Below are 13,764 nucleotides of genomic sequence, written 5' to 3' on the forward strand. Positions count from 1 at the left end.
ACACTTGCTGCATTACTGTCTATTGCTCTAACCATTGAAATTCATTAGAGTTCATGCCTCCAGATGCAATCAATCCCTTATTGAGCACTTTATAAATAGAAGAAGGTGGTGCTTATAAGGTTATGTTGTGAAGTCTTTTCTGGAAAAGAATGTTGCTACCAGCAACTCGCTCTTTACGTCAGATGAATGAAAAAACATGAATTTCAAACATAAAAAGCTAGCTAGTTTAGTGCTTTCCTCAGTACTTCTTTCTGGATGTACTGTACCCGGTAGTCACCTTTCCACAGATGGAAAAAACTTCGTCGAAGACAGCAATGTTAGTCGCACTTCTGATTTCAATGTTTTTCCACTTACACTTGATAAAGTATCTCAACTTAAAATTTTGGGGATAGAAGCCAAATCCAACCCTGAACTAGATCGCCAACTTAGCTCTTATGAGTATGAGGTTGGCCCTGGAGATATACTAAACATTACTATTTGGGATCACCCAGAACTAACTATTCCTGCTGGTTCTTATCGCAGCTCTGCTGAAGCGGGGAACTGGGTACATGCTGATGGCACTATCTTCTATCCATATATAGGTATTGTTGAAGTTGCGGGTAAAAACGTTCGTCAAATTCGTGCTGATATTTCTCGCCGATTAGCAAAGTACATAGAAAGTCCTCAAGTGGATGTCAGCGTAGCAGCTTTTCGTTCGAAAAAATCCTACATTACTGGTGAAGTAAGTAATCCTGGACAACAACCAATCACCAACATCCCACTCACCTTGTTAGATGCAATTAACCGTGCAGGTGGATTAGCCGAAAACGCCGACTGGAAAAATGTAACACTGACAAGAAACGGCATAGTTGAAAACATATCTCTTTATGCGCTGATGCAAGAAGGCGACCTCACTGAAAATAGGCTACTTCAACCAGGTGATATCATCCATGTGCCAAGAAATGATTCACAAAAGGTTTTCGTTATGGGTGAAGTTAACGATCCTAAACTACTGAAAATAGATCGCGCTGGCATGAGCCTTACGGAAGCTCTGAGCAACGTTGGCGGTATTAATCAGATATCAGCGGATGCGACAGGTGTATTCGTAATTAGGAGGTCACAAGACGCAGGTTCACTGGGCGACATATATCAACTTGATGTCTCCGATGCGGCAGCGCTCGTTATTGGTACTGAATTTGCTCTGAAACCGTATGACATCGTTTATGTCACTGCGGCGCCTATCAGTCGTTGGAATCGCGTTATTGCACAACTAGTACCTACCATCTCAGGCTTCAATGAACTTACAGAAGGCGTCCTTCGAGTCAGGACTTGGCCATAGAAAAAGCATTCTGAAGGGCTTGTTTGAACATAAACAAGTCATTCAAACGTTGTCTATAAGGAGCAAAACATGTTTTCGAACATTCTTGTCGTGTGTGTAGGTAATATTTGTCGCTCTCCCACAGGAGAGCGGTTACTACAGCAACTACTCCCAGATAAACAGATTTCTTCGGCGGGTATTGCCGTAGAAAAAAGTCGCCTAACCGGAAAGCCAGCAGATGAAACCGCCAGACTTGTCGCGTCAGAACGTGGTATCTACCTGCTAGACCACAAAGCACAGCAGCTAACCGCTCAGTTGTGCGCAAAGCAAGACCTAATATTGGTGATGGAACAAGGTCATATCGATGCTTTGACGGAGCTGGTACCGGAGGCTAGAGGTAAAGCAATGTTATTTGGTCACTGGATAGGTTCCGTGGATATTCCAGATCCATACAGACAGAGTAGAGAAGCCTTTGAGCATGCATTATCTCTGATTGAAAATGCTGCTCATGCATGGGCAAAAAAAATATAAATTCAGATCACTTGGCGAAATAAAAAATAATGGCTAACCAAACAATACAATCATCTGCTCTTGCTGATGATGAGATCGACCTAGGCAAGCTCTTCGGCATATTGATAGACGCGAAATGGTTTATCATCAGCATTACACTCTTTTTTGCAACATTAGGTATCGCGGTCGCGTTGCTATCAACTCCGATTTACAAAGCCGACGCGTTAATACAAATCGAAAAGAAGAGTTCAGGTGGTATCTCGGCGATGGTCGGTGACATGGGAGAACTCTTTTCTGCCGAATCATCTGCAACTACAGAAATTGAAATAATTAAATCGAGAATGATTCTTGGCGATACCGTTGATAAGTTTAACTTAACAACCATTGCCACTCCTGATTACTTACCTTTTGTTGGTAAAGGTCTAGCACGAATCAACGGTACTCAAAACTACATTTCTTTGACCACGTTTGAAGTACCTCGAACGGCTAGAGGATTATCTCATCAACTGATTGCTACAGACATCGAGAAAGGTCAATTCAGCTTGATGCTTGAAGACCAAATGGTACTTTCTGGTTCAGTTGGTCAACTGATTGAGATGAATGGCTATCGTGTAAAAGTGAACCAGCTCAATGCTCAAAATGAAGATACTTTTACAATAAGTAAAATAAGCAAGTTAGATGCTATCAACAAGTTAGCCTCACAACTTTCTATTTCAGAGAGAGGTAGCCAAACAGGTATTGTATCTCTAAGTATTGAAGGTGAATACCCAGACCACAATCAGCTTGTTTTAAATGATGTTGTTCAAAACTATTTTTTGCAGAATGTTAGAAGAAACTCAGCTGAAGCTGAGCAGAGCCTCAACTTCCTTAAAGGTCATTTACCCGAGATTAAGGACAAGCTAACTATTTCAGAAGATACATTGAACAGTTTTAGACAAGAAAACGAATCTATCGATTTAAATCTCGAAGCACAATCGACTCTAAAAGTGATGGTGGCACTTGAAGCCCAACTTAATGAGCTAACATTTAAAGAAAGTGAAATCAGTCAAAAATTCACCCAAGACCACCCAGCTTATAAATCGCTGTTAGACAAACGTCAGACATTACTGCAAGAGAAAGAGCGTCTTAACAAACAAGTTCAAAAACTGCCAAAAACACAGCGCGAAGTCTTGCGTATGACTCGTGATGTCGAAGTAAACCAGCAAATCTACATCCAACTTTTGAATAAAGTTCAAGAGCTAAATATCATAAAAGCTGGCACCGTGGGTAATGTGCGTATTATTGACAATGCACAATCTTACGCCGTTCCTATTAAACCGAAAAAACCTTTGATTGTGGTTTTGGCTACTCTTCTTGGAGGCATGGTAGCTGTCGCATTTGTTCTGGTAAAAACCGCGTTTCATCGTGGAGTGACTTCTCCTGATGTAATTGAGCAAACTGGAATATCTGTATATGCAAGTGTTCCTAAATCGGCACAACAATTGGAAGTCGCGAACAAGCTAAAACGCAAAAACAACAAAGACTTACTTCTTTTAGCAAATGCCAATCCAGCAGATCTATCAATTGAAGCACTACGTGGACTTCGAACCAGCTTACACTTCGCAATGTTGGAAGCCAAAAACAATGTCTTAATGATTTCAGGCCCAGCGCCTTCCATTGGTAAGACGTTCGTATCAACCAACTTTGCTGCCGTTGCGGCTAAAACGGGTCAAAAAGTCCTTTTGGTGGATGCTGACATGCGAAAAGGTTATTTACAGCAATGTTTTGGCCTCACAGCAGAGCAAGGGTTATCTGACTTACTAAGTGGAAAAATTGATCGAGCAACCGCAATCAAGCCAAGTCAAGTTGAAAACTTGGATGTGGTTACTCGTGGTCAAGTACCACCAAATCCATCAGAGCTTTTGATGCATCCACGATTTGTTGAATTTGTAGAACAAGTATCAAAAGAATACGATCTAGTCATCATCGATACGCCGCCTGTACTTGCAGTAACGGATCCAAGCATCGTTGGTGCACTTGCTGGCACCACATTGATGGTAGCTCGCTTCGACCAAACGACTTTGAAGGAGATTGAAGTCGCGCAAGGTCGCTTCGAGCAATCAGGCGTTGAAGTTAAAGGTGTGATTCTCAATGCAGTTGAGAAAAAGGCATCTAACTCATACGGCTATGGATACGGCTACTATAACTACGCGTACAAAAGCGAATCATAAGTTGAATTTAGATCGCTAATTAAACCAAATATGACAAAGCCCTGCTAGAAACAGCAGGGCTTTTTCTATTGCACTCTTAATTGCTTGTACGTAATCAAACTAAGCAAGACAAAGAATATTGGGTCACTCCAACCAAAACCGACAAATACTCCGATAATGCCGGCATAGGTAGTAATCACTGCCCCTAAGCCATTAGTAATCAATAATGCTTTAAACAGCTGTTTCGCAGTATGCCCTGATTCCACATTACGTAACATCAAACTCACCGCAGCGATTCCACCTAAAAAGATCGAAGTATGCTGCGATAAAAACAGCGCGTACTGGTCGTTAATTTGTACTCCATACATCGGCCACATTATGGTTGGTACAAAAAACAACGCAAAAGCGAATACCGTATATACGACACCATGAACGGTTAGAAAAGTGCGGTTGGTCATCATCTCCTTATCCTCTAATAGGCCCTTGATTGAGCGTCGTTAACGGCACATTGATATCGAAAATTTGACCTCGTACTTCGACTACGCCCATTTTTCGTAAGCGTGCGGCATGCATTTCGAGATACGCTTGCGCCGTGGCTTCATCTTCAAAAAGATAGATACCACCACCGAGTTTGTCTTTTTCGCTTTCCGTCCAGATTTTCCAAATCATGCCCGGCTCTTGGTTAATCGACTTAGCTAAGTCGACCAGAGCATTCGACATCTCGTCACCAAACGGACCATGAAATTCAAAATCAACTTGCAATAATTTCGCCATCTTGAGTCTCCTCTTCTTATTGACTCGTTTTCGATGACAAGATTATTACCTTTATAAAACTGACAGAAAAGTTCATAATTTCGCCATTAACTGTCTAAAAAATTGACTCATGAGACTAAAAACGACCTTAGAACAATGGCAAACGCTACAAGCGATTAATCAAGAAGGCAGCATTCAATCCGCAGCTTTACTGCTCAACAAGAGCCATACCACATTGATCTACTCGGTGAGGAAGTTAGAAGACCAACTTGGTATTCAACTTATCGAAGTACGAGGGCGCAAAGCGGGTTTGACAGAGCACGGCAAAACCATACTGCGTCGTGCACAATCCATGCTTGAACAAGCGCGGGAACTAGAAGTCATCAGCGAGCAGTTAAAAAGTGGGGTGGAATCTCAAATCACGGTCGCAGTAGATCATCTTTGTGACCCTTGTTGGCTTTATGCACCACTCAGTCAATTTTTGGAGGACAACAACACAACCTCCGTTCAAGTGGTTGAAACGTCACTGAGCAAAACAACCGAAATGGTCGTAAATGAGCTCGCTGACATCGCAATCATCAACTTACCGATAACCAACTACCCTGCCGAAGCATTTGGCGTAACAACCATGCTGCCTGTAATCGCAGCACACCATCCACTCGCTAAAAAGCCGCATGTTTCCATCGACGATTTTGCAACCACCAGCCAAATTGTCATCCGTGACTTAGGTGATTCAGACAAAACGAAAAGAGATGTGGGTTGGTTACGCGCACGTCAGCGTATTACCGTCGATAACTTCGACCACGCTTTTCACGCCGTAGAGCAAGGCGTTGGGTTTTGTCGGCTACCAGCGCACTTAGTCTCAGCCCGAAAGAGCGATAAAATTAAAGTATTGGAGCTCGAACACTCCCATCAATATCAAGTTGCACTACACCTCACTTTGCCCAAAGGAGCCAAAAGTGGTCCTGCGACTCAAGCGCTTTATCGTATTTTACTCAAAAGTGTAGAAACTCGAGTCTAGCAACAGTGGTATTGAGTTGAATCGCTAGTGTTATCGCCTATTGATTCTCCCTAAACATAGAGAAACGGCCATTTTGTGACGCTACACTCTCACAAAAGGTTGCACGAAGGATAGCGACCACCTACTATCACTCTGCTCATGCCTAAAGCCCCCAACACTCGCGGAAAGAACTCGGTTCACGGCAATATCCTCACCTGCTTGGTTTAGCAGGCACAATCTGTTTTTACCTTCTTTTTAGCTTCTATATAGGCGAGTGTGGAAGAAATAAGAAAGGTGAAATATGAACTCTACAAATAGCTTCTCGATCAATATCAATCAGCAAAAATCCATTGCTAAAAAAAGGCTCAAAGCTATCCGCCTATACGATGACGCCACGTTGGAGTTAGTTAAGCGATTTCACTCCAAACCAGAATCTTTGGCTCCCAATACAATTCAATTGGCTGACGTTCAACATGCACTCGCAAGAGAACTGGGCTTATCCAGTTGGAGTAAACTAAAAGTTCATGTCGAAGAGCTAGAAGCGCACAAACTAGCCATCAAAGAACAAAAACCGCCCCTAGATGCAAAAGTAAAAACGCTACACGTTCGTTGTGGCCACGACATTCAACAACAACTTAAAGCCAGCAGATTTGAAGGGGCATTTTTAGCCCTGATCGATCCGCTTTGTATTGGCCCCATACCAGCAACACCACAGAACTTCCTTGCCATTCGTGCCCAATATGTCGTAGAGACTCTGCTGCCTGTGATGAAGCGTGAAGACTCGGTTCAAGATATAGTCACATTGGAACAATCAAACCTCGATCTGTTGCAAAGTGATGTATTTGAACGAATCGTCTTTTGGGTCGAACATGACAGTTATGATCAATTGATGCTAATTCGTGCTCTAACACAGTTAGAGAATGTAGAGAATAAAGTGATAGAGGTCATTGAGTTGAACCAGTTCCCGGGCACTGAGCGATTCATCGGCTTTGGGCAGTTGCCTGAAGAAGCTATTCGTTCTTGTTGGCGATACCGTAAACCTGTGACAGCAAAATTATTCAGTCAGGCTAAACGGTGTTGGCACGCTATTACATCACCGACACCTATTTCCATAGTTAATTTGATTCAGCAGCATAACCTGGATTGCTTGCCCAATATATTCAACGTGCTTAAACGCCATTTGCAAGAGTTACCTAATTCACAAACTGGATTGAGCTTGACACAACACCTAGCACTAAAGGTCTTGAGCTCGCAAAATCGTTCAATTCCCATCAAAGATTGGTTTGAGCAATATCAACAACTAGAACCTCTTCCTTACCTAGGAGACGTGATGTTTTACGCGTTACTCCTCCCTCTAGCACAGTGTCAAACACCTTTGATCACGATTGAGTCACGTGAAAGGCACTGGTGGGAACAAAGCGTCCGTATCACTGAGGCTGGCAAGCAGTGTTTGGAAGGCTTAATACGAGCTAAACAATGCTATTGGGTTGGAGGGATTAAAAATACCAGTCAGAATTATTGGAGTTGGGATCACCTCCAATTATCTACATTGACCAACCATCATTGATTCAGCGGATAGGTAACATAAGCAGGGGCATAGACGGCTCGTTAGCCCCTTGTGTTCAGCCCAATACAAAAACAGTCAAAAAGAGACGGCTTCTAGCCTGAATAAAATCTAGATAGTTATGCAAGAGCAACACTCCTTAAAGGTAATATGCACTCCATTTACTACCAAAAATAAATGTAAACACTCCTTCTTATCGGTTGTATGTTCGATAAAAGTGTTAAAATACAAACTTTTCGACCAGTCAAATAGTTAAGATTTGGTTAAAACTCTATTTTTATTAGTGATAAAGTTCACATCTATTAACCATTTAGAGGATTATTCTTTCGTATTTTCTCACTCCACTGCTACTCTGCTCGCCGCTTTGAAGTGAACTCAAGGTGCATAACTATAAGGAGTGTTCTCATGAATACCAAGAAACCGATGTCGCTAACCAGCCGCGTAATTTTGGGTATGGTAGCGGGTATCTTGACAGGATTTGCAATTCGCACACTTTTTGCCGGCAACGGATTTGTCGACGCATACATTGTTAATGGATTATTTGAAGTTGGTGGACAGATCTTCGTCGCCAGCTTAAAAATGCTCGTAGTCCCTCTAGTGTTTGTTTCACTAGTTTGTGGTACTAGCTCCCTCAAAGACCTTTCTACACTGGGTCGCATGGGTGGTAAAACCCTCGCTTTCTACGTTACAACAACGGCTATCGCGATTACGCTTGCTCTAACTATGGGTACTCTGTTCCAGCCAGGTGCTGGCGCTGACCTAACCGCAGCAAGTTCATTCAAATCAGCAGAAGCACCATCTTTGGGTCAGGTGATCATCGATATGTTCCCAACCAACCCTATCAGTGCGATGGCTGAAGGTAAAACCCTGCAAGTTATTGTGTTCGCGGTACTATTTGGTATCGCGATCAGCGCAGCAGGCAAACCTGGTGAACGTATTGCAGCGTTCTTCGCTGATCTGAATGAAGTGATCATGAAACTGGTCGCGATTTTGATGAACTTGGCGCCTTATGGGGTGTTCTTCTTAATGGCGAAGCTATTTACTGGTCTTGGTCTGGGCGCGATCGTCAATCTGGCAGAGTACTTCTTAGTACTGGCTGGTACGCTTGTCCTACACGGTCTAGTTACTTACAGCTTAATGTTAAAAGGTTTCACAGGTCTAAACCCAATTACGTTCCTACGTAAGATGGAAGACGCGATCATGTTTGCTTTTTCTACAGCATCATCGAACGCGACGATTCCAGTGACAATGGAAACAGCAAAGCACCGCATGGGTGTTGAGAACCGTGTATCATCGTTCACAGTACCACTTGGTGCAACCGTAAACATGGACGGTACGGCGATCATGCAGGGCGTAGCAACTGCGTTTATTGCTCAAGCTTTCAATATTGATTTAACTATGGGCGATTACCTAATGGTTATCATGACGGCAACTCTGGCGTCTATCGGTACCGCAGGTGTTCCTGGTGTGGGTCTTGTCATGCTTGCTATGGTATTGAACCAAGTTGGTCTGCCGCTTGAAGGTATCGCGCTCATCATGGGTGTTGACCGTCTTCTTGATATGATTCGTACCGCGGTAAATATCACTGGTGACAGTGCTGTAACCGTCATCGTTGCGAAATCAGAAGGTGCATTGGATGAAGCTCGCTTCAACGACCCAATGGCAGGCGTAGCCGAAGAAGAAGTGCACCTGAAACGCGCGGAAGCTTAAACCCTTCCAAGTTAAATTATCCTGTCTAAGCAAAAACCACCTTACTCTAAGGTGGTTTTTTATTTCCAATTAACCCGAAGTCAAAAAGGTTTAGATAAATTTCTCGTCCCCCGAGGTTGTTTCAATTACTAATCGGTAAGTAGTTAGATTCTATATTAGTTCATCTAGAGGGTTAAGATAACTCGCCTATGTTTATCACTTTGAAAATGATATAAGGAACATTTTCATCATATAGAGATACAAATTCCATTATCAAATTAAAGTTCAAAACCAAATCGCGATAGATAGTAGTCTGATAATTAAGTTGGTACTAAGATACATACATCATAATTTCATGTTTAAAAATAGTCTTTTTTATTCATTTTCTCATTTCCAATACTTGCATTAGGTTTCAACGAAAGTATGTTCGATTTTTTTAAGAAATTTAAATATACATTAAGCCCAGAGGTAAAAGGTACTTTAGTTCTTGATCAAAGACCTCTAGAAAATGTAACGGTTTACTTAGAAGCTAATTTTTTAAAAAATAATTACAAAAGGAGTTCAAGTACTAATGAGTTAGGTGAATTTCACTTTAAACCAGTCATACATGCTCAAAGGTTCAAAGAATCAGCTTTGAATCAAACATATTCATATATCGGAATATATACCTATATAAATGAAGAAAAGAAATATATTTGGGAGTCTCAGTTAAACTACGTTTCACCACCTATATTTATAGAGGACAACTTAAGTAATCTTTACTGTGAGCTTGAAGATACCGAGTTTCGATACTTTTTCAAGAATATCAATCTAGAAAATGCTGGAGATCTAATGGTTATTAGCAACTGCAATTTAAATGGATTTTTATATAAAAGACATTTTTCATAGAGTTTATGATTGTGATGATTATTAAACTCAAAGTTCTTTAAAAGAAAAAGCTATACCTGCACGCCTCAATCAAGTTTAAACATATCAATCAAAGTGCTAATTCGCAGAATATTTCTCTAAAGTAATTCACTACTTAACTTTCGTATACTCCTGATTCTACATAACCAGTTAGTTTGCACTGACTGTACACATAAGTATCATCTTCACCATTTCCAAAATAAGAAAAAGCGAAGTAGTAAACTTCATTGGTTACTTCACAATTCAAATTTCCCATATTTTCTCTAGCAAACTCATAAGTCTCATAACCATCAATTGAAGACTCCCATATCGTCACCTCTTCTCCATTTGCTAGATGAGTCTTCAGGAAAACGAGCACGTATTTCTGATCTAAGTTCAATAAGTCTTGAGACTCATGCTCTTCAAATACAGGGAAGGCAAACGATCCGTTAGCATCAGTAATAGTTTGAAACTCATGAATGGTTCCACGCACACCGACTCGGAGGACCACTAATTGAGATGACAACGGTTTTCCGTTCAAAGTTAGCATACCAATAATATCTGGCGTATACCTGTACATGAAAGGTTTCTCTTAGATAAAAACTTGAATCTGAAAGTACCCTTTCAAATCGAGCAAATCTACTACGGAAAAACGTATTGTGACGAGCTCGTGTGCTTTGAGTAAATGTTAAAAATAACAATTTCTTGTTTGCGCTAAACCAAACATAGAACATGTTTGATGGGCCATACCTACTCCACCATCGAATTCAGTTTTTCTCTAGCTTGTGCTTCGTGTTCTTTAGTGATGGCATTACCGACTGAGTTCGCGGCTAAGGTAAGTGCCGCCATATCATCGGTAAAACCGACGCCAGCTAGTACGTCTGGCACCATATCTGTTGGTAGGACGAAGTAAGCCAGCGCGCCACCTAAAATAGCCTTGTGGCGAACAGAGGTGTTGGAATCTGCCATCGCGAGCCATGATTTTATGCCCATTACGGCAATTTCTTCACCCGCTTTCTTAACCGACCCTTTCATTTTTCGCCAGAATGTTTTCTCATCTGGCGCTTGCATCGTTTGATCTTTGGCGTCTTTCGGCGCCGATTTTACAGACATTGTTGTGGTCATCGTTGCCTCCGAAATTTATGACTATGTCCAACATATTAATAAATCGAACCTGAACGCAAGATTAATAACAAGAAATGATAGTAAAGTGAAACACAGATAGAAAAATCCCCAAACCGAAGTCCGGGGATTATTGCCTTGGAAACAAAAAGTCTTGGAAAACAAAAGTTTTGAAACCAAAAGCTTTGGGAGCCAAGCTTTAGAAGCAGAATGCCTTATTGAACAATCTTCTCCAGTACACGTATCAACATTTTGATACGTGGTTCAATAGACTCAAGCAACAAGTACTCTTGATCGCTGTGGAAGCCCGCACCGATAGGTCCTAGACCATCCAAAGTTGGAACACCAAGAATCGCCGTGTTGTTTGCATCAGAGCCACCACCTACTTCTTTCCAGTTGATTTCGATCGCCAGTTCACTTGCGGCTTCTTCAACTAGCATCATCAGGCTTTCTGTTTGTGGGCTTGGCACCATAGAAGGCTTATAAGCTTCACGAACCAACTCAATTCTCACGCCACCAACGAATGGTGTTTCCAGCATGCCATTTAGCTTGCTATCGACATCATCGTATTCTTCGTTGCTCCAGAAACGCACATCCACGATCGCTTCCGCGTGCTCAGGGACGATGTTCGCACCGTTGCCGCCAGAAACAATGCCGACGTTCAATGTGGTACCAGATTCAAAGTTGGTCATTGCATTGACAGCCAGAATCCAATTCGCCATCTCAGTGATTGCGCTGCGGCCGTTTTCTGGCTCGTTACCTGCGTGAGCAGCAACGCCATTAAAGGTCATTTTGTAGCGAGCCATGCCTTTGCGCGCTTTCACTAAACCACCGTCTGCACGTGCTGCTTCTGCAACCAGCACATTCTTAGCGTTTTTCGCAACTGATTGAATCCAATCCACAGAGTCCAGAGAGCCCGTCTCTTCATCTGGGTTCATGCAGATAGCGATAGACAACTTATCCAACACCGCTTGGTCTAGATTGCGCATCGCGTATACGATGTTCAGCAAGCCAGATTTCATGTCCGAGACGCCCGGACCGTAGGCTTTCTCTGCATCTTGAGACATTGGACGAAGCTCAGCAGTACCCACAGGGAACACGGTATCCATGTGACCAATCAGCATTACGTCGATTTGCTCAGCTTCCGGCTTGTTTCGAACTTCAAGACCGATGCCCGCTCTGCCACAGTCGATGCGTTTTACGCTCCAACCTGACATCGCTTGGTACTTCTCTTCAAATTGAGAAGCGATAAACTCGATACCATCAGTCGTGTAAGTGCCACAATCCACATTAATCAGCGGACGTAGCTCTTCTAGATATTCATTTAGAGAGAATTGCATGACTCACTCCTAGACAAACAGATTCATCACCAGCATTGCGCCAAACGCGTTCAATACTGAGATTGCAATCATAACTGGGATGTAACGACCTTCAGTACCAATTGGACCCATGATACGACCCATGTACTGAACTTGAGAGCCCATTAGGTAGATAGCAGGCGCAAGAATCGCAATGTGCGTACCGTTCAGGATACCTTGGTCAAACAGCGTAATCACTACGCCAACCGCACCGCCCATCGACATCCAAGCACCGATCAATACCGCTGCTGCTTCACCCGGAAGACCAAACACTGCCATGATTGGAGAAAACACCGTGCCCATCAGATCCAACGCGCCAGTGATTTGAAGCGCTTTGATGATAACGAACGCCATCAATACGTTAGGCACCGTAGAGGTAGTCGCAATTACCCAGCCTTTCTTAGCACCCTCGACGAAGATATCCGTCACCATTGGTTTTTTCGCTTTAACGTCACCCATTATGCCGTCTCCTCTTTTAGGTTCTCTGATTTGTTTTGGTCTTGCTTGTCTTCTTTACCTTCCGTCATGTTCAGGTAGATACGGAACAGGTTCGCGCCGATGATCTTAAATGCGAACATCACCACAACTGCTAAACCAATAGAAGACGTTACTGCTAGAGAGCCGTCAGCCATCGTCAGTGTGAACAGCACAGCACCCGATGAGAAGAAGTTCACGATGGTTGCACCTGCAGTGAACTGGAACATGGTAAATACGTCCGTTTCACGCTTAGTTAGGTGACCTTCATCTTTTAGCTGACGCGTCATTGCCGCACCTGCATCGGTACTTTGTAGAGAAGCAATTAAAGCCAGACCAGAGTTACCAGGGATGCCCATTAGAGGACGTAGAAGAGGAGTAAGAAGCTTACGAGCTGCTTCAAGTGCACCGTAGTGCTCAAGTACGTTGATCATACCTAATGCGAACATAACGGTTGGAATCAAAGTAAGTGCGAAAATGAAACCGTCACGAGCACCGCTACCGCCAGTACCACGGAAAGATGTGGTCGCAGCTTGTACCTCGCCATCCGCACCTTCCGTTACGCCGTAAGCCACTTTACCGAAAGAGCCATTAAGCGTTGTAAAGTCGAATACACCGTACCATTCGTTGGATTGCATCAGACCAGAAAAGAACACAACCGCAAACGCCAGAGCAACGTAGCACCCCAGTGTAACTTTACGCTCAGTTTGAACAGGAATTTTCATAACATTACCTACACATGTGGACCTTAACACATATGTTCACCTGAATAATGTGCTAGAGAGATGATCAAAATCAATCCGTCTGCCGAACATTATCGCGACTCAGTTATGAAGTTTTATTTTATGATTCCAATCACAATTGAAAGATAATAAAGATTTGTGCTAACAATTAGGTATATTAATCTATGTTGATAGCTCACG

14 protein-coding genes are annotated in these 13,764 nt (G+C 42.7%); 7 read left to right on the forward strand and 7 right to left on the reverse strand.

Annotation, left to right across the window (positions count from 1 at the left end; genetic code table 11):
- Nucleotides 1–196: 196 nt before the first annotated feature.
- The 3 genes from R7E38_RS00845 (at nucleotide 197) to R7E38_RS00855 (ending at nucleotide 4,017) form a co-directional block, all read left to right on the forward strand.
- Complete coding sequence (locus R7E38_RS00845; protein WP_017634447.1) at nucleotides 197–1,318, forward strand: polysaccharide export protein; 1,122 nt, start codon at nucleotides 197–199, stop codon at nucleotides 1,316–1,318.
- A gap of 69 nt (nucleotides 1,319–1,387) precedes the next feature.
- Nucleotides 1,388–1,828, forward strand: coding sequence for a low molecular weight protein-tyrosine-phosphatase (locus R7E38_RS00850; protein ID WP_005458338.1), 441 nt, complete (start codon nucleotides 1,388–1,390; stop codon nucleotides 1,826–1,828).
- A 29-nt stretch (nucleotides 1,829–1,857) separates the two neighbouring features.
- Nucleotides 1,858–4,017: a polysaccharide biosynthesis tyrosine autokinase gene (locus R7E38_RS00855; protein WP_033906668.1), complete on the forward strand. Its 2,160-nt coding sequence runs from the start codon at nucleotides 1,858–1,860 to the stop codon at nucleotides 4,015–4,017.
- Nucleotides 4,018–4,082: 65 nt separating this feature from the next.
- On the opposite strand, the gene R7E38_RS00860 is transcribed toward R7E38_RS00855, so the two are convergent.
- Together R7E38_RS00860 and R7E38_RS00865 are read right to left on the reverse strand one after the other, a co-directional pair.
- Nucleotides 4,083–4,454, reverse strand: a complete 372-nt coding sequence (locus tag R7E38_RS00860) for a hypothetical protein (protein ID WP_017634450.1) — start codon at nucleotides 4,452–4,454, stop codon at nucleotides 4,083–4,085.
- Between the two features lie 7 nt (nucleotides 4,455–4,461).
- Nucleotides 4,462–4,770, reverse strand: a complete 309-nt coding sequence (locus R7E38_RS00865) for a monooxygenase (RefSeq protein ID WP_005374871.1) — start codon at nucleotides 4,768–4,770, stop codon at nucleotides 4,462–4,464.
- Nucleotides 4,771–4,879: 109 nt separating this feature from the next.
- Here R7E38_RS00865 and R7E38_RS00870 point away from each other — a divergent pair, with 109 nt between their 5' ends.
- From R7E38_RS00870 to R7E38_RS00885, 4 genes are all read left to right on the forward strand, one after another.
- Nucleotides 4,880–5,770: a LysR family transcriptional regulator gene (locus tag R7E38_RS00870; protein ID WP_033906667.1), complete on the forward strand. Its 891-nt coding sequence runs from the start codon at nucleotides 4,880–4,882 to the stop codon at nucleotides 5,768–5,770.
- Between the two features lie 280 nt (nucleotides 5,771–6,050).
- Nucleotides 6,051–7,316 carry a DUF1835 domain-containing protein gene (locus R7E38_RS00875; protein WP_086047220.1) on the forward strand — a complete coding sequence of 422 codons (1,266 nt, stop codon included), beginning with the start codon at nucleotides 6,051–6,053 and terminating at the stop codon, nucleotides 7,314–7,316.
- Between the two features lie 402 nt (nucleotides 7,317–7,718).
- On the forward strand, nucleotides 7,719–9,023 hold the full coding sequence (locus R7E38_RS00880) for a dicarboxylate/amino acid:cation symporter (RefSeq protein WP_104980193.1): 1,305 nt from the start codon (nucleotides 7,719–7,721) through the stop codon (nucleotides 9,021–9,023).
- Between the two features lie 402 nt (nucleotides 9,024–9,425).
- On the forward strand, nucleotides 9,426–9,890 hold the full coding sequence (locus tag R7E38_RS00885; RefSeq protein ID WP_225491615.1) for a DUF6795 domain-containing protein: 465 nt from the start codon (nucleotides 9,426–9,428) through the stop codon (nucleotides 9,888–9,890).
- A 133-nt stretch (nucleotides 9,891–10,023) separates the two neighbouring features.
- On the opposite strand, the gene R7E38_RS00890 is transcribed toward R7E38_RS00885, so the two are convergent.
- From R7E38_RS00890 to R7E38_RS00910, 5 genes are all read right to left on the reverse strand, one after another.
- Complete coding sequence (locus tag R7E38_RS00890; protein WP_104980194.1) at nucleotides 10,024–10,467, reverse strand: DUF6795 domain-containing protein; 444 nt, start codon at nucleotides 10,465–10,467, stop codon at nucleotides 10,024–10,026.
- A 170-nt stretch (nucleotides 10,468–10,637) separates the two neighbouring features.
- Nucleotides 10,638–11,012 carry a YkvA family protein gene (locus R7E38_RS00895; protein ID WP_054700617.1) on the reverse strand — a complete coding sequence of 125 codons (375 nt, stop codon included), beginning with the start codon at nucleotides 11,010–11,012 and terminating at the stop codon, nucleotides 10,638–10,640.
- Nucleotides 11,013–11,224: 212 nt separating this feature from the next.
- A complete protein-coding gene (locus R7E38_RS00900) occupies nucleotides 11,225–12,349 on the reverse strand; it encodes a M20 family metallopeptidase (RefSeq protein WP_025768633.1) in 1,125 nt (374 codons plus the stop codon).
- Nucleotides 12,350–12,358: 9 nt separating this feature from the next.
- On the reverse strand, nucleotides 12,359–12,826 hold the full coding sequence (locus R7E38_RS00905; protein WP_005374849.1) for a YjiG family protein: 468 nt from the start codon (nucleotides 12,824–12,826) through the stop codon (nucleotides 12,359–12,361).
- Complete coding sequence (locus R7E38_RS00910; protein WP_213891063.1) at nucleotides 12,826–13,566, reverse strand: nucleoside recognition domain-containing protein; 741 nt, start codon at nucleotides 13,564–13,566, stop codon at nucleotides 12,826–12,828. The genes R7E38_RS00905 and R7E38_RS00910 overlap by 1 nt, the downstream gene beginning before the upstream one ends.
- Nucleotides 13,567–13,764 lie beyond the last annotated feature (198 nt).

The sequence above is a fragment of the Vibrio sp. Vb2131 genome (assembly GCF_033338535.1).
Classification (GTDB): Bacteria; Pseudomonadota; Gammaproteobacteria; order Enterobacterales; family Vibrionaceae; genus Vibrio; species Vibrio alginolyticus.